This is a genomic window from Haloprofundus marisrubri, from assembly GCF_001469955.1.
Lineage (GTDB): Archaea > Halobacteriota > Halobacteria > Halobacteriales > Haloferacaceae > Haloprofundus > Haloprofundus marisrubri.
The window spans coordinates 396,042-417,251 of sequence record NZ_LOPU01000029.1 but is presented as its reverse complement, the minus strand read 5'-3'; the positions used below and the strand labels follow the sequence as shown (position 1 = coordinate 417,251).

The following is a 21,210-nucleotide window of genomic DNA, read 5'->3' as shown; positions in this document are numbered from 1 at the left end:
AAAGCGAAGATTTCCGCGCGAACGATAGTGAGCGACTACCAGCGGACGAATGGAGACGCGTTCTGCAACGCTCGGAGACACCACCCGTTTCGACGCCACCAGTATACACAAACGTGTGTATCAACGAGCATCCAAAAGCCATTTTACCCACGACCGCGCAGAGTTCGACGATGACCGCGTACACCGCGACGGTGACCGTCCGACTCAAGCGTGGCGTGTTGGACCCCGAGGCGGAGACGACGAAACGAGCACTCGAACGCCTCGGATTCGAACTGCAAGGGCTGCGCTCGGCGGACCACTTCGAGGTGGACGTCGACGCCGACTCCGCGGCGGACGCCGAAGAACGCGCCGACGAGATGGCCCAGCGCCTGTTGGCGAATCCGACGATTCACGACTACGACGTGGTGGTCGAGGAAGCAGAATGACCGTCAGCGTAGTGCAGTTCGGCGGGTCGAACTGTGACCGCGACGCCGTCTCCGCGCTCTCGCACCTCGGAATCGACGCCGAACGCGTCTGGCACGAAGACGGCCTCCCCGAAGACACGACCGGCGTGATGCTCCCCGGCGGGTTCTCCTACGGCGACTACCTCCGTGCGGGCGCGATGGCCGCCCAGTCTCCGATTATGAGTGACGTCTACGAGGCTGCCGAGCGCGGCGTTCCCGTTCTCGGCGTCTGCAACGGCGCACAGGTCGGCTGTGAGTCGGGACTCACAGACGGCGCGTTCACGACGAACGAGAGCGCGCGCTTCCAGTGTGAAAACGTGTTTCTCCGAGTCGAAAACGCCGACACGCCGTGGACCGCCGCCTACGACGACGGCGAAGTCATCGAAGTGCCCATCGCCCACGGTGAGGGTCGCTTCGAGATTTCGGGCGAGCGCTACGAAGCGCTCGAAGCAGGAGAGAAGGTACTGTTTCGTTACTGCGACGCCGACGGCAACGTCACCGACGCGGCGAACCCCAACGGGTCGACAGGCAACGTCGCCGGAATCTTGGGCGAGCGTGCCTCCGTCGCAGTGTTGATGCCGCACCCCGAGCGAGCGACGCTCGACGACGTGGGTGGCACCGACGGCGCGGGTATCCTCCGCGGGTTCGACTGAGCGGACGACTGGCGGCTGTTCGGGAGACAAAACACGGCTGGAAGTCGAAACGATTGCAGCAACGCTGTCGCCCCATCGGGAGGCGGAGGCGAGCGGGTGGAACGCCTACGTCGTGACGGGAACCGGCGAGTCGGTGGATATCCACCCCTCGACGTTCTGCTCTTCGCGTATCTCCAGCCAGCCGTCGGAGCAGTATATCGCCTTGTAGTTTTCTTGCGTCTGTTTCATGGTCGAAGTGGCGTGAGACGACCGACATTGCGGTGATTTGCCGCCACGCGGTCGTTCGACTACCACCTATCGGTAACACGGCATCGAGTATCACTATGAGCGGCCTACGGGAGCGTAAACGGTCGCCTACAGCGGTACGTCACTTACTACTGGGTGCTGCCGAAAACAAGTCGGTCCGCCGCCGCCATCTCGGCTTCTGGCGTCGCCAGTCGGTCGATTCGGCCGGTCTTACTTCGCCAGCGGCATCGCGTAGCTGGTCTCCTCTTCGACGACGGCGCGCCACGTCCCCTTGCAGTCGCAGTCGACCTGTTCGAACACCGAGGGGTCCTGTCGGATGTCGAAGTCTTTGATGGCTTTCTGCACGAGGTCGTCGCACTCGCCGCAGTTGTGTGGGCCGCGCTCGGAGCCGTGACCGACGGGGTCGGAGACGACGATGGCGTCGGCGTCGGCCGTATCGCGCAGCACCTCGGCGACCGACCAGAGCCACGGCGGGCGGTAGCCCCCGCGGAAGTGGAGTTCGTCGACCATCGTGTAGCGCTGGACGTTACACGGGTTCATCGAGACGGTGTGGGCGTACTCCGCACAGCGGCGGACGGAGGATTTCATGTCTTCGATGGCCTCGGATTCCGAGAGGAACGGCGGTTTCATCAGTAGATACGCTTTGATGCCCGCACCGGCGGCGTCGGCCTCCTCGCTCGCGGCGATGAAGTCGTCGAAGGCGAAGTACTTGTTCACGCAGTCGCGGCGGACGCGGTCGGTCGCGGTTTCGAGGCCGACGGCCACGTCGGTTTCCAAGTCCTCGGAGACGAAGTCGTCGAGTTTCTCGCGGTCGACGAAGTCCGGGAGCGATTCGACGACCATGCGCGTGCGGTCCGAGAACGTCTCCGCGATTGCTTTGCGGGTTTCGGCGGGGACTTCGCGCTCGTCGAGAAAGGAACCGGAGGTGTAGATTTTGATGAGCGGCGACTTCTCCTCGGCGTTTTCTTCCTCGTGGTCGAGACAGACTTGAATCTGGTCCATCAGCGCCTCGTGTTCGACCGTGCCGCCTTCGACGGACTCGGCGACGTAGCCGCACATCGTACAGCCGCCGGCGCGCGCCCAGCGACAGCCGCCGGTGTTGAGGATGATAGTTAGCGACTGATAGACGCCGCTCGGTGTGTTGTCCTCGTCTATCCACACCCGCGTCGGTTCGTGCGGGTCGTAGTGTTTCTCTTTCAGGCCGCGAATCTCGCGCATCACCTTGTTGTGCGCGTCCATTCCGCGTCCCCGTTCGTACACGTCGGGACTCGGCTCACTCATTGCTCGGATTCGGCGACGGGAGCGTAAAGCCGCTTCGTCTCCCTCTCGTCCGTCTCCGACGCTCGTACGCCCCGCACTCGGGCGATTCGACCGCGATTATTTGTCTCTCGCCTCCTGAGGGTGGGTATGCGCCGACGCACGGTGCTCGCCGCGGTCGTCGCCGGACTCGGGACGACCGCCGGGTGCGGCGGCCGACTGTTCGACGAGGAGCGTACGGATTCGTCTACGACCACGTCTCCGGAAGCGACGGCCGAGCCGTCGGATTCGTCGGATTCGTCCGCGTCGACGACGAGCGCGTCGGCTGCCGACCCACGGTCAAACCAGCGAATCGCCGTCAGAAACCTCCGGCGGGAGGCGACGTACGTCACACTCGTCGTCGAACGCGCGGCCGACGGGGAGACGATGTTCGCCGAGAGTCGAACGTTTCCGACCGGACAGGAACGTCGGTTCCCCGAAATTCCGCTGGCAGAAGGCGAGTACCGCGTTATCGTCGAGACGGACACGGGCGAACGAGCCACGTTCGAGTGGACCGTCGCCGAGGAGTTGGAGGGCCTCGCAATCGACGTCGACGAGTCGGAGACGACGTTTCGACGGTTCGTTCGGTGCCGGCCCGACTGCTCGCTCTCGCTCGGCGGCGAAACGTCGGAGTCGCTTCCGCTGAGTGGCAGCGGTCTCTCGCTGTGGTATCAACCGGCCGTGGTCGTTCTCGACAACCCGACGGCCGAAGAACGCCGGGCGAGACTCCGCGTGTCGCTTTCGGACCGGCCGCTGTTCGACTTCCAATATCGTGTCCCCGCACAGAGTCGTCTCACCGTGCCGACGACGTACCGACGGGGAACGTACAGCATCGTCGTCGACGAGGAACGCGAGAACGGCGACGACCAACGAACCGAGACCGAGTGGCGCGTTCCCGAGGAGTTCGAAAAGCAAGTCGACCTCGGACCGACTCATCGAGTGAGTTGCGGGAAGGCGAACCCCGTTCTGTGGCTGACGAACCGGAGCGACGAACGTCGAGCCGTTCGGATACACGTCACCGACGAAAGGGGCGAAACGGTGTTCGACGAGCGCCGGAGCGTCGCCGCCGACGAACGGCGGGCGATTCGGCCGGTGTCCGACGCTGGACAGTACGAACTCACCGTCGAGACGGAATCGGGCGAGACGGCGTCGACGACGTGGTGGGCGTGCCCGCCGCACAGTCTGATTACGGTACTCGTCGACGACGACGAACTGTTTCTCGACTGAAACAGCTCGGCCGCAGATTCATACCCATCGACCGCCGACCCCGACGTATGCGACGACGGCGACTGCTCGGACTGCTCGCGGCCGGGTCTGTCGGCGTCTCCGGGTGTGGAGAAACGAGCCGTCACACCGACGAGACACCGAAACGACGACGGCCCAGCGACACTGAGGGCCCGTATCGGGGAGCGGGTGCGACGCTCGAAGGAACCCGAGGCGTCCGGATTCGGAACGCTGGCGTCGACGAGCGATACGTGACACTAGCTATCGACGCTCTCGGCCGCGTCGGGGGCGCGTCTCAGTCCACACGGACCGAGGTGTTCAGCACGAGCGAGACGCTCTCTCGGGCAGCGACGGTCGTCTACCCGGCGTTGGTCGCAAGCGCGGACACGTATCGGTTGTTCGTCGAGACCGCAGACGGCGAGCGAACGGTGTACGACTGGGTCGTCGACGGCGCGCGAAGTGACCTCGACGTCGCTCTCGACGAATCCGGCGTTCGGTTCACGCCCACAGTCACCTGCACCCCGACGTGTTCGCCACTCTCGCTGTCACCATCGCCGGAGGCGTTCGACGGGCCGGAGGGGTCCGGTGGAGTCGACAGCCACGAGATGGTCGACAGAGAACGCGATGCGACAGCCGAGGCGTTCGGACCCGCACCGAGTTTCCGCCTCGATAATCGTGCGGCCGGGTGGCAAACCGTCCGCCTCTCGTTGGCTTCGTCGCCCGAGACGACTCAAACGACCGTCTCGCGCTATCGGATTCCGCCGAGTTCTCGACTCGTGATTCCGGTCGAACGGCGCACCGGGTCGCTCTCGGTGACGCTCGACACCGACACGGCGTCCGCAGAACGAACGTGGCCGGTCATCGTCCCACATCTGACGGCGACAGTCGACGACGAACAGGTCACCTTCGGATGTGACCTCGACGGGGGCCGGTGTCACGTCGTCAACGACGACGACGGCGCTCACGGCCTCCGAATCCGCGTCGAACCGTTGTCGGACCGGACACGCCCGACAGAGCGTTACTATCGCCTCGAATCGAGTGAGAGCACGACCGAAACCGGCCTGTTCGACCGTCTCGGACCGTTCTCGCTCGTGGTCGAAACGGACGACGGGTCGTGCCAGCACCACAGTTGGCTCACCTGTCCGACCGTCGGTCCGTGGTACGTCGTCGTCGGCGGAGACGGTCGTGTCAGGGTCTCACAACCGGTTCCACTCGGGTCGGCGAACGCACTCGGAGGAAGCCCGGCGTGATTCGAGGAGAGTCGGTACTCAGTCCCGACCGAGAACCACCGCGAGAACTGCGACGGTGACCGCCCACATCCCGACTCCGACTCCCGCACCCAGCGCGTTCGCGGCGGCGTCGAGGAGGTCGAACTGCCGTGCCGGAACGAGCGCCTGCACCAGTTCGATACAGAAGCCGTACACCGCACCGCCGAGGAAGCCGCCGACAGCGGCCCGTCGAGTCCGTGTTGCGAGAGCGTGTGACAGCGAGGCGGCGACGCCGGCGTAGGCGGCGGCGTGTAACCACTTGTCCGCACCGACGAGGCCGAAGGGACCGAGCGTCGGGACGCCGTCACCGGGCGGTGTGATGACGGAGGCGACGAAGACGCTGCCGGCAACGAGGAGCACGAACACCCAGCGAAGCCGTGTCGAGGGCGGCAACGAACGGGCTGTAGCGTGTGACGAAACCGGAGCCATTGTCCCCGACTGCTCACGCTGTCGAAATAAACATCCTGTTCGAGCGCGGTGGTTCGTTGAGACCGCGAATCGACGCGCCCGCTAGGACTTTTGCGGCCGATGTAACCAAATTAGATTACGTTACCGCGACAACAGCTAACGAACTGGGGACCTATTATAATCATAGTACCTTACAATGACTGAACTCGGCGGATTCCAAGACCACGTAGGGCAGGTCGACCTCACCGCAGGCGACGTGTCCTACCGAGGCATCGACGACGAGGACGCGCGCAAGTATATCGGCGCACGCGGCCTCGGCGTGAAGTACGTTTTCGACGCCGGGCCGGACGTCGACCCGGACAGCCCGGAGAACCGACTGGCGTTCATGAACGGCCCACTGACGGGTACGCAGACGGTGATGAGCGGTCGTATCGCCGTCGTCACCAAGTCGCCGCTCACCGGAACCGTCACCGACTCCCACCACGGTGGCTGGTCCGGCGCACGCCTGAAATGGTCCGGCTTCGACGGTCTACTATTCGACGGCAAGGCCGAAGAACCGGTGTACGCCTACGTCGAAGACGGCGAAGTCGAACTCCGCGACGCCTCCCACCTCTGGGGCAAAGGCGTCCACGAGACCATCGAGACCATCGGCGAGGAAATCGACGGCACCGTCGGTAAGAACGTCTCCGTGATGGCTATCGGCCCCGGCGGCGAGAACGGCGTGCGCTACGCCTGCATCGTCAACGAGGACGACCGAGCCTCCGGCCGCGGCGGTACCGGCTGCGTGATGGGTTCGAAGAACCTCAAAGCGGTCGTCGTCAAATCCGGCACTCGGATGCCGAAACCGGCGGACCCCGAAACGTTCCAGCAGGGCTACCAGCAGGGGATGCAAGCGATTCAGGAGTCCGACGTCACCGCGCCGAACGAGGGCGGCCTCTCGCTGTACGGCACGAACGTTCTGATGAACATCACCGAAGAGATGGACGGTCTCCCGGTGAAAAACGGCAAGTACACCTCGACAGAGAGTTTCTCCGCGAGCGAGGGGACGACCATCGACGCCGAGGAAGTCTCCGGCGAGAACGTCCGCGAGAACATCCTCGTCGACGAACCGACGTGTCACTCCTGCCCGGTCGCCTGCAAGAAGGAAGTCGAGGTGACGACCATGCACAAAGGCGAGGAGATGAACGTCCGCATGGAGTCCTACGAGTACGAGTCGGCGTACGCGCTCGGCCCGAACTCCGGCCACACCGAACGCGACGACATCGCGCTGATGATTGACCGCTGCAACGACATGGGCGTCGACACCATCGAGGTGGGCAACATGATGGCCATGGCGATGGAGATGTCCGACGAGGGCAAACTCGACGAGGAGGGCACCCTCGACTGGGGCGACTCCGAGACGATGGTCGACATGATAGAGCGCATCTCGATGCGCGAGGAGGGCCTCCCGGACCTGCTCGCCGAGGGTGCGCGGCGCATCGCCGAGAAGAAAGACGCCGAGAACAACTCGCTGGCGGTCAAGGGCCAGACGATTCCGGCGTACGACCCCCGCTGCATGAAGGGCATGGGCATCGCCTACGCCACCTCGAACCGCGGAGCGTGCCACCTGCGCGCCTACACCCCGGCCGCCGAGATTCTCGGCGTCCCGGAGAAGGTCGACCCCTACGCGTGGGAGGGCAAAGGTGAACTCACGGCGACGTTCCAAGACCTGCACGCCATCTCCGACAGCTTCGACATCTGCAAGTTCAACGCCTTCGCGGAGGGCATCGAGGAGTACGTCATGCAGTACAACGGCATGACCGGCCTCGACGTGACCGAAGACGAACTCATCGAGTCGGGTGAGCGCGTCTACACGCTCGAACGCTACTACAACAACCTCGCTGGCTTCGACGGCTCCGATGACTCGCTGCCGGCGCGCTTCCTCGACGGCGAGGGCGGCGTCGCTGGACAGGGCGCCTCCGAAGGCGAGTTCTGTGAACTCGACGAGATGAAAGAAGAGTACTACAGCCACCGTGGCTGGGTCGACGGCGTCGTCCCCGACGAGAAACTCGAAGCACTCGAAATCGACCTCGGTCCCGGCACCGGCGTCAGCAGCGGCAGCGACTCCGCCGCCCCCGCCGACGACTAAACTCCCACCTTTTGCGCTGTGGGGCGGCAAAGCCGCCCCTCGGCAAAAGCTGGAGTAAAAACACTCCTCCCTCGCTTCAGGCGGCTTCGCCGCCTTCCGCTCGGTCGTCGGTCGAAAATCGCTCCGCGATTTTCGTGCAGTTCCGAGAACACGAACTTTTCTGCGCGGTTCGGGCGTCCGAGAGCCATGAGCGAACGCCCTCCAGCGGACGACCAGAGCCGAGTCGAATCCGGACCCACAGACGAGGACGACGGAGACAACTCGAAACTCACGTACAAGCCAATCGTTGTGGTTCTCGTGTTCCTCGCCGTCGCCGCTCTCGTCGTCTTCAATCCATCTCTCTCGGTTGCACTCCTCACGGTTCTTCCGCAACTCGCCATCGTCTATCTCCTATATCGACTCGTCAACGAAGTCGGCCGCGTCGCCGACGCACTCGAATAGTGATAAAGAGAACCGAACGTTTTTGTGACATACCTCGGACAGTCCGGCCGTGAGTACAGACAGCTCTCCACCCTCCGCCGCCATGTTACTCGGACGGTTCGGACGGTACATCGCCGCAGTCGTCCTGTTTTCGGTGGTCGTCGTCGTCTTCGGCTTCCAAGAACTGCTCGTCGTCGTCTGGTTGGTCCTCGCGCTGATACCGCTGTATCTGCTCTACCGCTTCGTCCTCGCGTTCGAGCGAATCGCCGACGCCGCACAGCGGTTCGCAAGCGTCCGCGAGCGAGAGTCGGGGTCGGGGTCCGCGTCCGACGACCGCCCGTAAATCGTCACGCCTCGGCGGTCCGCTGTGGGTTGAACCACAGTTCGGCGCGCCGGGCGAGTTCTTTGTTCATCCACTCGTAGTCCAGCGGCGTCTCCTCGGTGACGACGAAACGCGTGAGCAACCCGGACACTTCCTCACGGTTGACGAGGCGCGTCCGGTCGTCGCCGAGTGCGTCGAGTTCGAAGGTGTGTCGTCCCCTGAACAGCCCCGGGACCCGAAGTTCGCCGACCCACTGGAGGCGGCGTTCGGGGACGACGTTCGTCACTCGACAGTCGAGTGTCGACTGTCGCCGCCCGGTGGGTTCGACGTGAATTTCGACGATTTCGCCCTCCTCGACCTCGCCGCTCGCTTCGGTGATGTACGGGTTCCACTCGTGGTAGGCGTCGAGGTCGGTGAGAATCTCCCAGACGATGCTCGGCGGGGCTTCGATATCGATGGACGTTCGGATGTGTTTCATGAGCTATGATTGTACGCGCTTGGAATCGATAAGGTTCGCGCGCCTTCGTGAAGGCGGGAGACCGACTGTGAGGAGGAGTGCGATTTTTGGTCTTCGGTAGCTCATCACGTACTGTGAGCGCAGAGAACTCGGAGCGACCCGGAAAATCCGTCGACGAACTCCGACGCATCTACGGCGACGCCGCCGCGGGGTTCGACCGCGCCGAACCGTTCGACCGTCTGCTGTTGGGCCGAAGTCGACGACGATTGTTCTCGCGGGCCAGCGGCCGCGTACTCGACGTCGCGTGCGGAACAGGGGCGAACCTGCCGTATCTGCCGGCGGGCGTCTCTGTCACGGGCGTCGACCTGAGTCAGGAGATGCTGAACCGGGCACGCCGACGTGCGGACGAACTCGGTATCGACGCCGACCTCCGCGAGGCCGACGCCGAGGCCCTCCCGTTCGAAGACGACAGTTTCGACACCGTCGTTTCGTCGCTGTCGACCTGTACGTTCCCGGACCCGGTCGCGGCGCTCGAAGAGATGGCGCGTGTCTGCAAGCCCGACGGCCGAATTCTGTTGCTCGAACACGGGCGGAGCGGTGTCGAACCGCTGGCCAAACTCCAAGACCGGTTCGCCCCGTGGCACTTCGAGCAGATGGGCTGTCGGTGGAATCAAACACCCGAACACGTCGTCTCGGACGCCGGACTCGATATCGATGGTGTTCGTCACCGATATCTGGGTATTCTCACCGAACTCGTCGCCGAACCCAGTCACTAGAATCGCTCAAGTCCGTCGTATCCGTCGGCCGGTCACTCGACGTTGCTCCGGTTTCGCCGCGACGACGGGGAGCAGTGCTGCGGCGAGAATCGAGGTGGCGATGGCGACGAGCACGATTATCGTGTACAGTGCGGGCGTCAACAGGCCGATTGCGAGGCCGATACTGGCGACGACGATTTCGAGCGCGCCGCGGGCGTTCAGTCCGACACCCATCGCCAGCGCGTCGCGTCGGTCGAACCCGGCGACGAGCGCCCCGCCCGAAACGCCGACGAGTTTGCCGACCGTTGCAACGAGGAGTAAAGCGACCCCTGCGAGCGCGACTGCTGGGTTCGCCAACAGCGTGAGGTCGACTCGCAGTCCGGCGGTCCCGAAGAACAGCGGAGCGAACACGCCCAGCGACACGTCTTCGAGCACCCGCCGTGCTTCGACGTCGAGCGCATCGCGTCCAACGGCGACGCCCGCCAACAACGCTCCCAACGTTGCCTCGAAGCCGAAGGCGGCGGTCAGCGCGCCCGAACCGAGTGCGAACGCCGCGACGAGTGCGACCTGTCCGCGCACGCCGCCGTCGGCCGTTCCGACGCGCCGGAGCAGTGCAGTCGTTCCTCGTCGGCCGAGCGTGAACGCGAACGCGGTGAACGCTGCGAGTGCGAGCAACGAGAGACCCGCAGCGTCGACGTCGAACTGACCGAACTGTGCGAAGCCGACGACGAGCGACAGCAGTAGCCACCCGGCGGTGTCGGTGAGCGTCGCCGACGCGAGCATCACCTGTCCGACGGGGCGAGCGGCCAGCCCCGTCTCGACGAGAATGCGGGCGATAACCGGAATCGCGGAGATGCTCATCGCCGTGGCGAGAAACAGCCCGAGCGCGAGTCGGTCGTCGGCGTCGACGACGAGAAATCCCGGGAGAACCCACGCGACGCCGAGACCGAGTGCGAACGGCACTGCGACGCCCGTCGTCGAGACGAGCGCAGCGCTGCCTGCACGCCGCCGGAGACGGTCGATATCCATCTCCAGCCCAGTGGTCAGAAGCAGAAAGACGACGCCGAGCCACGAGATGGCTTCGAGCAGATGGAACTGTTCGGGGGTCGCCGGAAACAGCGCGCCGAACACGCCGGGAGCGACCAACCCCAGAAGCGACGGACCGAGAACGACGCCGGTGAGCAGTTCGCCCACGACGGCCGGCATGCCGACCATCCGGGCGAGTCGACCCAGCAGTAGCGCGACCGAGAGAATGACGAACAGTTGGACGAACAGCGTCAGGAGTACCGCCCCTTCCAGCGGCGCTATCACGGGGTTTCGTTCGACGGGCGGGTGCTTAGTTTCGAGTCCGCCCGACGCTGACAGTCAGTGCGGATTAAACGAGAAACTGCAGCGTCCACAGCACCGCCATCCCAACGGCAATCGTCGCCAACACGTTCTCCGTACGCCAGGCGACAGCCGCCGCCGCGCCGCCCGCGAGCAGTCGTTCGTTCGAGAGCGTCTCGGCGACAGTCGGTTCGACGGTGACGACGGCCGGGAAGACGAGGGCGGCCAGCACCGCCGGTGGCACGTATCGAAGCGCCGCGGCGACGCGCGGCGGAACTGCTTGGTCTGACTCGTCGTCGCCCGACCGCCGGTCGAGAACGCCGAACAACGCGATAAACGAGAAGCGAATTGCGAACGTCAACACGCCGATAGCGAGCACGACGACCCACACCGTCGTCGCCGGGTACGTCGTGGTCACTGTCGACCACGCTCCGCGACGAGTCCCGCGACGATACCCACCGTCGCGCCGACGAGCAGACCGAGGTTCAGCGGCAGTCCGGCGGTGACGACGGCGACGACACCGCCGACGGCGCCGGCCGCCGTCGTCGGCACGTCTTTCATCGCCGGAACGAGGAGTGCCAAGAACACCAGTGGGACGGTGAATTCGAGGCCCCAACTCTCGGGAACGCCGGTGCCGACGACGAGTCCGGCGACGGTTCCCACCTGCCAGACGGCCCAGAGACTCGCCGCCACACCGAGATAGTACCAGCGGCGGTCGGCCGCCGAGAGCGTATTCGTTGTTTGATTCGTCGCATTCCTCTCGCGTCTTTCAACGTCGGGTTCTCGGTTGTTTTCGTCGACGTGCCGGTCGTCGGACGTCGACGCGGCCTCGGTCCGGTCGAGCGGTCCGTAGTGTGCCACCGAGAGCGCGTACGCCTGGTCGGTCAGCAGATACGCCAGAAACGCCTTGGTGCGGCCGGCCAGCGAGCGGAAGTACGGCGCAATCGAGGCCGAGTACATCAACATCCGGAGGTTGATGACGACAGCCGTGAGCACGACCACCGGGATGGCTGCGTCTCGCGCGAGCAAATCGAGCGTCGCCAACTGCGACGCGCCGGCGAAGACGAACACCGAGAGACCGACGGCTTGCGCCGCCGAGAGTCCCGCGTCGACGGCAGCAACCCCAAAAACGACGGCGAACGGGACGATGCCGAGAAACAGTGGCACCGCGTCCCGGATTCCCGCCCTGAGTTCCGTGGGAACGTTCATAGAAACTCTCGGAACACCGGCGGTGAAACTCCTGTCTATCCGGCAACGGCTGTCGGTGCCGTCATCTCAACAGGCTGAGTGAACTACGCTTCAGGAAACCCTTATGCGACGGCTCTCCGTGCCACGAACGTTGATGACAGACGACACGTTCACGCCGATGGACCTCGCGCGACTGCCTTCCTTTCACCACCCGAAACTCTCACCCGACGGCGACCGGGTAGCGCTGTACTACGACGAGTCCGGGCGCAACGAGTTGCACGTAATCGACGTCGAGAGCGGCGAACGGCGACGCATCACCGACGGCGAAGTGCCACGAAACGCCCGCTGGCCAGTGGCGTGGGACGCGACAGGCGAGCGCGTTTTCTTTCACCTAGACGCCAACGGCGACGAGCAGAACGATATCCACGCCGTTGCACTCAACGACGACGGCGAGATGGCGTCGGTCGGCCCCGTCGTCGAAATCGAGGGGCAGGCGATTCTCCACGACGTGACCGAAGACGGTCGGTACCTGCTGTACACGAGCGACGCGAACCAGCAGATGAACGTCTACCGCTACGACACCGAGTCCGGTGAGACCGAACAACTGACCGAGTACGCGTTCCCGGCCGGCAACGCGTCGTTCTCGCCGGACGGCGAGCGAGTCGCCTACGCGGCCAACGACACCGAGAATTTGGAGAACTACGACGCCTACGTGATGAACGCCGACGGGAGCGAGAAACAGAAACTCGACGTCGGCACCGTCGGCACGGAGGTCGGCCCGAGCGACTGGCATCCCGACGGCGACGCGGTGCTCGTCACCGACAACAGCGAGGACCTCGGCCGCGCTGGCGTCTACGACCTCGAATCCGACGAGGTGGAGTGGCTCGGTGACGGCGAACACGAAGAGTCCGGCGTCACCTTCGGCCCCGAGGGTGACCGTGTCGTCGTCACGCGAATGCGTGAGGCCGGCACGCTCCCCGTCGTCTACGACCTCGAAACGGGTGAGAGCGAGGAGTTCGAGTTACCGGAAGGCGTCGCCAACGTCGGCGGCTCCGTCGCCGACGACGGGACGCTGCTGGTCACGCACACGACACCGACGGCGCGGCCGACGCTTCTGGCGTACGACCTCGACAGCCACGAGTCGATGACGCTCGTCGAACCCGACTACGGCGATATCGACCCCGAGGCGTTCGTCGACGCCGAGTACGTCACCTACGAGTCGACAGACGGCCTCGATATCGGGGCGCTGCTGTACGACGCCCGTGAGACGGCCGCCGGGAGCGACCCCTCGCCCGCCGTCGTGATGGTTCACGGCGGCCCGCACTCGTGGTCCTCGAAGGCGTTCAACCTCTACGCGCAGTTTCTCGCGGCGAAAGGCTACACGGTGCTTCTACCCAACTACCGCGGCTCTATCGGCCGTGGCCGCGAATTCAAGAACGCGATTCACGGCGACTGGGGCGGACTCGAACAGGAAGACATCGCTGCGGGCGCACGTTGGTTGGCCGACGAGGAGTGGGTCGACGACGACCGACTCGCCGTTTTCGGCGGCTCTTACGGCGGGTACTCGACGTTCATGCAACTCGTCCAGCGCCCCGAACTCTGGAAGACGGGCGTCGCGTGGGTCGGCATCACCGACTTGCATCTGATGCACGAGGAGGCGATGCCACACTACCAGACGTTCTTGGAGACGCAGATGGGCGACCCCGAAGACGACTACGAACTCTGGCGGGACCGCAGTGCCATCGAACACGTCGAGAAAGCGGAACCGCCGCTGTACATCGTTCACGGCGTCAACGACGTTCGCTGTCCGATTTCGCAGGCGCGCGTCTTCCGCGACGCGCTGAAAGAGCGCGGGTGGACGGAAGCCGAAGGCGGTGTCTCCGCGAGTGGTGCGAGCGGAGACTCGTCGCAAGCGGAGCGCAGCGACGGTGAGTTCGAGTACACCGAACTCGGCGAGGAAGGACACGGGTCGACGGACATCGACCAGAAAGTGCGGGCGTACTCGTACGTCGGCGATTACCTCGACCGCAGACTCTGAGCGGTCGGGTATAACGGCAGGTCGACCTCGGTAGCAACGGACCGGCCTCGCAGCTACAGGCCGATAACTGCGGCCTGCCTGATTTCGAGCGCGGCATCGAACTCCTCTCGTCGCTCGCTGCAGCGACCGATTCGGCGCAACTGTTCTTCGTGCGTTCGGCGGAGCGCGTCGGTCTCTCGGCGGCCGAGTTCGAGTCGTTCGCCGACCTCGTCCCAGTGGTCGGTGGGGACGAAGAACGCCGCGTACTCGTCGGTCTCGTCGACGAGTTCGTAGCGACGGCGGTACTCCTGTATTCGGCCGCCGAGGTCGGCCTGCGCCCGGGTCAGAAGGTCGGGAAGACGTTCCGGTGGAATGCTCGCTTTTGCGCCCGCGACGAGCATGATTTGTCCTTCGATGGGGACGTCGTCGATGTCGACGACGGCCGACTCGGCGTCGTCGGCAGAGGCTACGTCAGCACTCTCGTCGTTTCCGTCGTCTCCCTCGGGCATCTCAGCCACCGGCGCGCATCGCTTTCTGTGAAAACTGCTCTATCAACGGGTCCAGCGTCTCGGCGTCGCCCTCGAAGACGAGCGTCACTTCGGTGATGTCGAGCGTCGGGCCGATATCGACTTTCTTCGAAGAGAGCGTCGCCTCCCAATCGTCGCCGACGACTCTGTCCTCCTCAACACGCTCGCCGCCGAGATTCGTCAGATAGTGTGCGGCGAGGCGCTCGGAGATGCCCCGAAACGACTTCTCGACCGTCTTCGTCTCTGTCTCCGTCTTTGCCGCGTCTTTCGTATCGGTCGTATCCGTCATCTCAGCCACCGGCCACCGGCGGGAACACGCTCAGCGTGTCGCCGTCTTCCATCGTCGTCTCGATACCCTGCATGTGCAGCACCTCGCGGCCGTTTTTCAGCACGTTGATTTGGGGTTTGAGGTCGCCGTTTTCGAGCAACTGCCCTTCGAGACCGTCGAACTCCGATTCGAGCGCCGAGAGCACCTCGCCGACGACGAGTCCCTCGTCGTACTCCCGCTCGATGGTTTTCTGCCCGACGGCTTCGCGGAACGTGGCGAAGAACCGCAGTTGAAGTTGCATGGTCGCAGAAGGTGTGGAAGCCGTAAAAAGGTGTGCTGGGCGGCAGTTCGCGTTTTCGGTGACGTGGTCTCGACTTCGGAGTAGAACGGTTCGCTGGTTCGTGGACGCGTCGACCCGATGGGTCACAGGAGCACGCTCGCCGCCATCGCAAAACCAGAAACAGCCCGATTGCGGCGACGATGAGCACGTTGGAGGCGTTGCGAACCTGCGTCGACGACGTGGGCGGGTCGAACGTGGGACTACTGTTGGCGTAGTCATCGTAGTTGTTTGGACGAGGTACTACACCTCGACGTCAACTGTCCGTTCGAACGTACCTCCTCGAACGTTCGACCGACCGGAACCTATAGCATGACTGCTCGAAAATGACAGAGAGATGGATTTTGGAATCGTCCTGATAGGGGTGGTCGTCCTCTCGTTCGGCGCTGTAGCGCACATCTTTCCGCACCGAATCCGGAGTTTCCAGAGTCCTCGACAGTGGCAGAAGAACCCAGAGAAGGCGAAACAGAGACAGGAGACGTACGGTCGAATACTGGGTTCTGTCCTCGTCACGGTTGGAGCGCTCTTGGTGTTCGGTGGGTTGGTGGTGTGAGTCCTCTCTTCTTTGGGGTTCCGGACACCGAATACCGAGTGAATTAGCCGAACAGTCCGTGCAGAAAACCTATTACAGTGTAAGCGAACGCACAGATATGTACCAGACGCCCTCCCCGACGCACGGGTACGTCCCCGTCGTCGTCGCGTTCTGGGTGTATCTCGTCGTCGCAGGAGCCGTCGCAATCGGGGCAGTGGAACTCGGCGTCTCCGACGGCGGGGCGGTTTTGGTTTTTCTCGTCGTCGCAGTTCTCCTCCTGAAACCGTTCGCTTCCGTGTTTCGGCGACTCACTCCGACGGCAAACCACGAGGAGTGAACTGGAAAGTAGTTCAGGAGGCGGACCCAGTCGTCACAGCTGTTTCCGGGCGAGAGTGAGTGAAAGATAAGACACGTCGGTTAGAATCAGGGGTACGCACATGCCTCTAGCAAGAGACACCCTCCTCTTCGGTATCGCACTGATTCTGTTCGGGAGTTGGATGCAACTCTACGGACTCGATGCGACCCCGATTCCCCACGTGGGGATAGTCCTCGCAGCGCTCGGATTCTTGGGCAGTGTGGTCTCTCGGGCCGCGTCGGGCAGCACGAGCACGAACACGCACACCGTCACCGAAGAATGAGCATCGCGTACTGGTTTGTCGTGCTTGCGTCGGGCGTCACCTCGGGCCTCGTGGGGTTCGGAGACGAACTCGTCACACAGAGAGTCGTCTGAAATCACATCGCTGACGCTCGGTGGAGAGAAGTACCGATTGTCAGCCAGCGAGCCGTGCACAAGAACGACTTGCTGAAACTCCGCCCCCATCAGGTCCGCAGGCGGTACGTGCTGACAATCGAATCGGCGTAAGACTCCCCCTATTGAAAAGCTGATTCCATAACAGATTGGGAACCTGCACAAAGTCATCTCCCGACGCCGGGCAGCCCTGTCTACAACGGCGGGAAACCCCGCAGTCAGCAGCGTCACCAACACCGAATCCCGAGGCGAATGCGAGACCGAGGAATCTCCTCGTCACTGGCATCTGGAGGCCTATCGTCCGTTGGACGCCGAAGTATCACTTCCACCTCACGCACGACACGGCGACTATCATTACGACGGTGATAACCAACACAGATAGGTGCAGTCCCCGACGGGAACGACGAGGAGACGCCGAAACAGTCGAACCACCCGGGATAGCCACCCGAAGTGGCCACACTCGATACCCACAACCTGTGTCGTCTCAACTCACTTCTCGGGTAGCCACGCGCCCGACGCAAGGGTGGACTCGCCGAGTTCGCCGACCAACACCACCAGCACGCCGACGAAAACGGCCATCACGGTGATACCGACGAGGCCGCCCGTCGCGCCCGACCCGATGGTCGGGGCCGTCCACGTCAACGGCGACTCGACGAGCGAGAACACCCGAATCGCGGTGAGGGTCAGCCACGCCATCGCGGCGATGATGCCGAACGTGAGCACCCACGATTGACGGAAGCCGTTTCTGAGGCTCATACTGTGCTATTGCGTGGCGAAATCACAAAAGTGTACGTCCACCTGCAACTGTTCGGCCAGCGGCGTCGCGTCGTCGACGACGGCACCGAGGCCGAGTCGTTCGACGGTCGCTTCGGTCGGTCGGCCGTCGGGTCCCCAGCCGCGGGCGACGTAGTAGGCGTCGAGCAGTCGGTCGAACGCTTCGGGGTCGATAGCGCGTCCGGCCGCCGGGCCGTCGGTGAGCGGTCGGCGCAGTGCGTCGGGGAGTGTGTCGTCGCTCCGGTCGAACCCCTCGCGGACGTTGAACAGGCGAACGAGCGTCCAGATTCGCTCACCGGTTTGGCTCAGTTCGGCGGCGTCGTGTGGAAGACCGACCGCGTCCAACCACGCCGCGCCGAGGTCGTCCCACATCGTTTCACCGACGAAGTCGTCGGCAACGAGGCTCCAAAGTACCGAACGAACGGTTTGGGCACCCGCAACGGCGTCGACCACGTCGGCGTCGTCCCACGTCTCGAACACCTCGCGTTCGACCGGACGCGCGCGCCGGTGACAGGCCCCTCGGTCGCTCGTCGCGTACGCCAGCGCCATCCCAATCGCACCGCGGGGGTCGTACGACGGCAGTTCCATCGATTTGACGGTCGGGACCAGCGCCTCGCCGCCGTAACGCTCGGCGGCGTCGGCGACGCCGTCCGCGAGCGCGTCGGCCAGTTCGCCCTCGCGCGTCGCAATCTCGGCGAGCAGTCGCCGGGCCGCCGACTCGTCGCCGAATCGGGCGTCGGTGTCGAGGAGTTCGGCGTCGGCGGCGCGGATTGCCCACGCAACGGCGTTTCCGGCGCTTATCACGTCAATCCCGAGTCGGTCGCACGTCTCGCCCAGCGCCGCGACGGCGTCGAACTCCTCCATGCCGAGTCCGGCCCCGAGCGTCATCGGCGCGGCCCCGCGTGGAACGCTCTCGTGGTCGCTTCCCTCGGTCGGTACCCGGAACCCGCCCGGAGCGGGGTCGCTGTCGTGTTCGCGCCCAACGGCGGCCTCGCGCGCCGCCTCGATGCCGATGTTCTCGGCCGCGTCGAACTGTCCACGTTGCCACCCTTCGGTGGCGAGGACGCCGACTTCGTTCGCGAAGTCGACGCTCTCCAGCGTCTCGCCCGCGGCCTGCCAACGTCCCGTCTCGTGGTCTTCGTAGCGGCGCTCGTACTGCTCGCGCAGGTCCCGGAGTTCTGTCGGGAGTTCGGGTGCATCACCCCGAGCGACGACGGCTTTCAGGCGTTTCGAGCCCATCACCGCCCCAGCGCCGCCGCGGCCGGCGTGGTGGTCGCCGGCGTCGGAGGCGATAGTCGCGTAGGCGACTTCGGATTCGCCGGCGGGGCCGATGCACGCGACAGCGGCGTCGGGGAACGCCGCGTCCGTCTCGACGGTGTCGTCGCCCCAGCGGTCGCCGGCGGGTTCGATAGTCGCCGTTCCGTCCGCGACGACGAGCGTCACTGGCCGCTCGGCGCGGCCGGTGACCAGAATGCCGAGACAGTCGTCGAGCGACCCGGCGAGGCGTTCGGGGAACGACCCGCCGCTGTAGGAGTCGAGAAAGCCGCCCGTGAGCGGCGACTTCGTCACCGCCGCGTAGCGCGTCTCTCCGGGCAGGTAGCCCGACAGCGGGCCGAGCATAAAGCAGAGGAGATTGTCCGGGCCGAGCGGGTCGACGCCGGGCGCGAGGTCCGCGTAGAGGTAGCGCGCGCCCAGTCCCTTGCCGCCGAGATAGTCGCGTCGCCACTCGTCGGGAACACGTTCTCTCTCGACGGTTTCGGTCGAGAGGTCCACCCGCAGCACCGCGTCGCGCGTGGAGGTCGTCATCTGGTATATAAATGATTCTTCACGGCAATAAGCGTTGGCGGGGCGGCAGTTTGGGCGGCGGCGGGCGGCCGACAGTCGACGATGTGCCCTGACACAAGAGGCTTATCGCGTCCGACCGAACCGCCACGCATGCGCACGGCAGTCATCATCGCCGGCGGGCGCTCGACCCGCTTCGGCGACGCCGACAAAGCGACCGCCGACCTCGCTGGCACGCCGATGATTCGCCGCGTCGGCGACCGACTCGTCGGCGTCGTCGACGAACTCGTCGTCAACTGCCGCGCCGACCAGCGCGCGGCGGTTCTGGAGGCGTTCGAGGGGTATCCTCATCCGGTTTCTATCGTCGAGGACGAGACGCCCGACGAGGGGCCGATGTCGGGGATTCGGACGGGTCTTCGGGCTGCCTCCGGCGAGTACGCCGTCGTCGTCGCCTGTGACATGCCCTTCGTCGACCCCGGCGTCATCTCGTACCTGTTCGAGCGCGTCGAGGAACACGACGCCGCCGTCCCGCAGTTAGAGGATAAGTGGTTCCAGACGACCCACGCAGTCTACCGGGCCGAGGCGATGGCTGATGCCTGCGACGAAGCGCTCGCCGAGGGTGCGCGCAAGATTATCGACCCGCTGTTCGAGTTGGACTACGTCGTCGTCGACGAGTCGGCGGTTTCTGAACACGGACGTCTGCGGACGTTCGAGAACCTGAACACGCGCGAGGAGTTCGAGGAAGCGGCCGATGAGTTGGCCTCGGGAGACAACAGGATATGAAGTGGCCGCACCTCACAGCCGACGCACAGGCTGACGGTACCGACGACCTGTCGTTTCGTGCCACGGTTCGCCACCAGATGTCTGCAGACGGTCCGGCGAGACTGACGCTCGCGGTAGCAAATGAGTCGACGCAGTCGGTCCTCATCGACACCGGTGTACCAGAACCGTTCGACGAACTCGTCAGCTGCTCCGGACCCTCAAGGCTGTTTCTCGCGCCGATAGTAGACACGTACGGCATCACCGGCCCTGCCGACCAGTGGATGGTTCCCGATGCACCAGTCGACGAGTGCTGGCGATTCGACGGGCCGATAGTGAAAGGAGACACCGGACTGTCGTACGGGGTCGGACCGGGAGAGGTACGTGGTCGCGAGCACGTGCCGCTCGAACTGGACGGAGAGGCGTGCTTTCCCAGCGGGACGTACCGGTTCGAGTCGACGGCGAGCCTTCGTATCGGCGACCCAGACGGTGAAAAACGAGAGGCAGGAGAGGTGACTCTCTGGGTCGAACTCACTGCCAAACGGTAACGGGGTACAACAGAGTCGTTCCACCGAAACGTGGTTACTCAACCACGTCCACGACCGCATCCTCCTGATTCATCCGCGCGAGTACCACTTTCGCCACGCGGTCACCCGCGCGCTCCAGCACCTCTGAGGCGATTTTACGGCCCACCTCTTCCAGTTCCGCGTCGTCGACTTTGTTCACGACCGGAATCGCCGTCGTCCCCTCAGGAACGCGCTTCAACCCACCAGTAGCGCTGGCGAGGACGGCCGCAACGGTTTCGGTCGTAATCGTCTCACCCACGTCGATACCCGCGATTTCGGCCACTCGCTCGGGGCGGTGAACCAGATTCTCGTCCAGCGGTTCGCCGACGACGTGCGCGCTGGCGATAGGCAGCACCGTGTCGGTCGTCTTTGGAATCTGCGGCTCTCGGTCGCTCGGCGCTTTGAAATCGCGCATCCGCGCGCCGTCGGCTTTGACGACCACTGGCCCGTTGTGGACATCGGCGAGCGTATCGAGGTGTTCGTTCTCGTAGCCGTGATATCGCACGTCGTCGGCCTGTCCGGGGACGAGACCGAGCGGGAAGTCGTCGGGCGTCGCCTCTTCGAGCGCCCCGAGTGGGTCGTCGGTGACGACGACCGTCTCTACGTTGTCTTCGAGCGACGGAATCGGAATCTGGACCGACGCGGTGACGACGGCCCGGTCGAGACGCGACGCTAACGCGTACATCGTCGTTTTCTTCCCCCCTGCGCCGACGACGCAGGTCATTCCCTCGCGGGCGTCGAGGGCGTCTGCGAGGTGCATCGGCCG

General features: G+C 64.5%; 27 protein-coding genes. 14 read left to right on the top strand and 13 right to left on the bottom strand.

The genetic code is table 11. From position 1 onward, the window contains the following. The first annotated feature begins 170 nt into the window (after positions 1-170). Together purS and purQ are read left to right on the top strand one after the other, a co-directional pair. Positions 171-425, top strand: coding sequence for a phosphoribosylformylglycinamidine synthase subunit PurS (gene purS, locus AUR64_RS12495; protein WP_058582278.1), 255 nt, complete (start codon positions 171-173; stop codon positions 423-425). Continuing rightward, a complete protein-coding gene (purQ, locus tag AUR64_RS12490) occupies positions 422-1,096 on the top strand; it encodes a phosphoribosylformylglycinamidine synthase I (protein ID WP_058582277.1) in 675 nt (224 codons plus the stop codon). Before purS ends, purQ begins: the two co-directional genes overlap by 4 nt. A gap of 105 nt (positions 1,097-1,201) precedes the next feature. Here the strand turns inward: purQ and AUR64_RS21260 are convergent, their stop codons facing one another. Both AUR64_RS21260 and AUR64_RS12485 read right to left on the bottom strand, forming a co-directional pair. After that, on the bottom strand, positions 1,202-1,324 hold the full coding sequence (locus tag AUR64_RS21260) for a hypothetical protein (RefSeq protein WP_276203537.1): 123 nt from the start codon (positions 1,322-1,324) through the stop codon (positions 1,202-1,204). Positions 1,325-1,552: 228 nt separating this feature from the next. Next, the gene (locus AUR64_RS12485) at positions 1,553-2,623 is read right to left on the bottom strand and encodes an archaeosine biosynthesis radical SAM protein RaSEA (protein ID WP_058582276.1); all 1,071 of its coding nucleotides are present in this window, start codon (positions 2,621-2,623) and stop codon (positions 1,553-1,555) included. A gap of 126 nt (positions 2,624-2,749) precedes the next feature. On the opposite strand from AUR64_RS12485, the gene AUR64_RS12480 reads away from it, so the two are divergent. Both AUR64_RS12480 and AUR64_RS12475 read left to right on the top strand, forming a co-directional pair. Next, positions 2,750-3,865, top strand: coding sequence for a hypothetical protein (locus AUR64_RS12480; RefSeq protein WP_058582275.1), 1,116 nt, complete (start codon positions 2,750-2,752; stop codon positions 3,863-3,865). Positions 3,866-3,912: 47 nt separating this feature from the next. Beyond that, on the top strand, positions 3,913-5,112 hold the full coding sequence (locus AUR64_RS12475) for a hypothetical protein (RefSeq protein WP_058582274.1): 1,200 nt from the start codon (positions 3,913-3,915) through the stop codon (positions 5,110-5,112). An 18-nt stretch (positions 5,113-5,130) separates the two neighbouring features. Here the strand turns inward: AUR64_RS12475 and AUR64_RS12470 are convergent, their stop codons facing one another. Beyond that, a complete protein-coding gene (locus tag AUR64_RS12470; protein WP_155120605.1) occupies positions 5,131-5,559 on the bottom strand; it encodes a VanZ family protein in 429 nt (142 codons plus the stop codon). 175 nt (positions 5,560-5,734) lie between these two features. On the opposite strand from AUR64_RS12470, the gene AUR64_RS12465 reads away from it, so the two are divergent. The 3 genes from AUR64_RS12465 to AUR64_RS12455 all read left to right on the top strand — a co-directional run bounded on the left by AUR64_RS12465 (position 5,735) and on the right by AUR64_RS12455 (position 8,429). Then, positions 5,735-7,666 (top strand): aldehyde ferredoxin oxidoreductase family protein, encoded by a 1,932-nt coding sequence (locus AUR64_RS12465; RefSeq protein WP_058582272.1) that lies wholly within the window; start codon positions 5,735-5,737, stop codon positions 7,664-7,666. A 186-nt stretch (positions 7,667-7,852) separates the two neighbouring features. After that, on the top strand, positions 7,853-8,107 hold the full coding sequence (locus tag AUR64_RS12460) for a hypothetical protein (protein WP_058582271.1): 255 nt from the start codon (positions 7,853-7,855) through the stop codon (positions 8,105-8,107). 49 nt (positions 8,108-8,156) lie between these two features. Next, positions 8,157-8,429: a hypothetical protein gene (locus tag AUR64_RS12455; protein ID WP_155120604.1), complete on the top strand. Its 273-nt coding sequence runs from the start codon at positions 8,157-8,159 to the stop codon at positions 8,427-8,429. A 4-nt stretch (positions 8,430-8,433) separates the two neighbouring features. Here AUR64_RS12455 and AUR64_RS12450 read toward each other — a convergent pair whose 3' ends face one another. Then, on the bottom strand, positions 8,434-8,886 hold the full coding sequence (locus AUR64_RS12450; protein WP_058582269.1) for an SRPBCC domain-containing protein: 453 nt from the start codon (positions 8,884-8,886) through the stop codon (positions 8,434-8,436). A 113-nt stretch (positions 8,887-8,999) separates the two neighbouring features. On the opposite strand from AUR64_RS12450, the gene AUR64_RS12445 reads away from it, so the two are divergent. Continuing rightward, a complete protein-coding gene (locus tag AUR64_RS12445; RefSeq protein WP_058582268.1) occupies positions 9,000-9,641 on the top strand; it encodes a class I SAM-dependent methyltransferase in 642 nt (213 codons plus the stop codon). A gap of 6 nt (positions 9,642-9,647) precedes the next feature. Here the strand turns inward: AUR64_RS12445 and AUR64_RS12440 are convergent, their stop codons facing one another. The 3 genes from AUR64_RS12440 to AUR64_RS12430 form a co-directional block, all read right to left on the bottom strand. Next, positions 9,648-10,931 (bottom strand): cation:proton antiporter, encoded by a 1,284-nt coding sequence (locus AUR64_RS12440; protein ID WP_058582267.1) that lies wholly within the window; start codon positions 10,929-10,931, stop codon positions 9,648-9,650. A 64-nt stretch (positions 10,932-10,995) separates the two neighbouring features. Beyond that, entirely contained in the window at positions 10,996-11,364 is a 369-nt protein-coding gene (locus AUR64_RS12435) for an AzlD domain-containing protein (protein ID WP_058582266.1), read from the bottom strand. Then, positions 11,361-12,155, bottom strand: coding sequence for an AzlC family ABC transporter permease (locus AUR64_RS12430; protein ID WP_058582265.1), 795 nt, complete (start codon positions 12,153-12,155; stop codon positions 11,361-11,363). The genes AUR64_RS12435 and AUR64_RS12430 overlap by 4 nt, the downstream gene beginning before the upstream one ends. A 133-nt stretch (positions 12,156-12,288) precedes the next feature. Here AUR64_RS12430 and AUR64_RS12425 point away from each other — a divergent pair, with 133 nt between their 5' ends. Then, the gene (locus AUR64_RS12425; RefSeq protein ID WP_058582264.1) at positions 12,289-14,172 is read left to right on the top strand and encodes a S9 family peptidase; all 1,884 of its coding nucleotides are present in this window, start codon (positions 12,289-12,291) and stop codon (positions 14,170-14,172) included. A gap of 53 nt (positions 14,173-14,225) precedes the next feature. On the opposite strand, the gene AUR64_RS12420 is transcribed toward AUR64_RS12425, so the two are convergent. From AUR64_RS12420 to AUR64_RS12410, 3 genes are read right to left on the bottom strand one after another with little or no spacing between them, the layout of a single operon-like run. Continuing rightward, the gene (locus AUR64_RS12420; protein ID WP_240479607.1) at positions 14,226-14,660 is read right to left on the bottom strand and encodes a hypothetical protein; all 435 of its coding nucleotides are present in this window, start codon (positions 14,658-14,660) and stop codon (positions 14,226-14,228) included. 1 nt (position 14,661) lies between these two features. After that, positions 14,662-14,967 carry a hypothetical protein gene (locus tag AUR64_RS12415; RefSeq protein WP_058582263.1) on the bottom strand — a complete coding sequence of 102 codons (306 nt, stop codon included), beginning with the start codon at positions 14,965-14,967 and terminating at the stop codon, positions 14,662-14,664. 1 nt (position 14,968) lies between these two features. After that, positions 14,969-15,247 carry a ubiquitin-like small modifier protein 1 gene (locus AUR64_RS12410; protein WP_058582262.1) on the bottom strand — a complete coding sequence of 93 codons (279 nt, stop codon included), beginning with the start codon at positions 15,245-15,247 and terminating at the stop codon, positions 14,969-14,971. 373 nt (positions 15,248-15,620) lie between these two features. Here AUR64_RS12410 and AUR64_RS21050 point away from each other — a divergent pair, with 373 nt between their 5' ends. From AUR64_RS21050 to AUR64_RS20535, 3 genes are all read left to right on the top strand, one after another. Continuing rightward, positions 15,621-15,836: a hypothetical protein gene (locus AUR64_RS21050; RefSeq protein WP_058582261.1), complete on the top strand. Its 216-nt coding sequence runs from the start codon at positions 15,621-15,623 to the stop codon at positions 15,834-15,836. 97 nt (positions 15,837-15,933) lie between these two features. Further along, on the top strand, positions 15,934-16,152 hold the full coding sequence (locus tag AUR64_RS12400) for a hypothetical protein (RefSeq protein ID WP_058582260.1): 219 nt from the start codon (positions 15,934-15,936) through the stop codon (positions 16,150-16,152). A 100-nt stretch (positions 16,153-16,252) separates the two neighbouring features. Further along, a complete protein-coding gene (locus tag AUR64_RS20535) occupies positions 16,253-16,453 on the top strand; it encodes a hypothetical protein (RefSeq protein ID WP_155120603.1) in 201 nt (66 codons plus the stop codon). A gap of 599 nt (positions 16,454-17,052) precedes the next feature. On the opposite strand, the gene AUR64_RS12395 is transcribed toward AUR64_RS20535, so the two are convergent. Next, entirely contained in the window at positions 17,053-17,319 is a 267-nt protein-coding gene (locus AUR64_RS12395; RefSeq protein ID WP_058582259.1) for a hypothetical protein, read from the bottom strand. Between the two features lie 6 nt (positions 17,320-17,325). Further along, complete coding sequence (locus AUR64_RS12390; RefSeq protein ID WP_058582258.1) at positions 17,326-19,143, bottom strand: aldehyde ferredoxin oxidoreductase family protein; 1,818 nt, start codon at positions 19,141-19,143, stop codon at positions 17,326-17,328. A gap of 129 nt (positions 19,144-19,272) precedes the next feature. Here AUR64_RS12390 and AUR64_RS12385 point away from each other — a divergent pair, with 129 nt between their 5' ends. Together AUR64_RS12385 and AUR64_RS12380 are read left to right on the top strand one after the other, a co-directional pair. Further along, on the top strand, positions 19,273-19,902 hold the full coding sequence (locus AUR64_RS12385; RefSeq protein WP_058582257.1) for a molybdenum cofactor guanylyltransferase: 630 nt from the start codon (positions 19,273-19,275) through the stop codon (positions 19,900-19,902). After that, positions 19,899-20,426 carry a hypothetical protein gene (locus AUR64_RS12380; protein ID WP_058582256.1) on the top strand — a complete coding sequence of 176 codons (528 nt, stop codon included), beginning with the start codon at positions 19,899-19,901 and terminating at the stop codon, positions 20,424-20,426. Before AUR64_RS12385 ends, AUR64_RS12380 begins: the two co-directional genes overlap by 4 nt. A 34-nt stretch (positions 20,427-20,460) precedes the next feature. Here AUR64_RS12380 and yqeC read toward each other — a convergent pair whose 3' ends face one another. Beyond that, positions 20,461-21,204, bottom strand: coding sequence for a selenium cofactor biosynthesis protein YqeC (yqeC, locus tag AUR64_RS12375; RefSeq protein ID WP_058582255.1), 744 nt, complete (start codon positions 21,202-21,204; stop codon positions 20,461-20,463). Positions 21,205-21,210 lie beyond the last annotated feature (6 nt).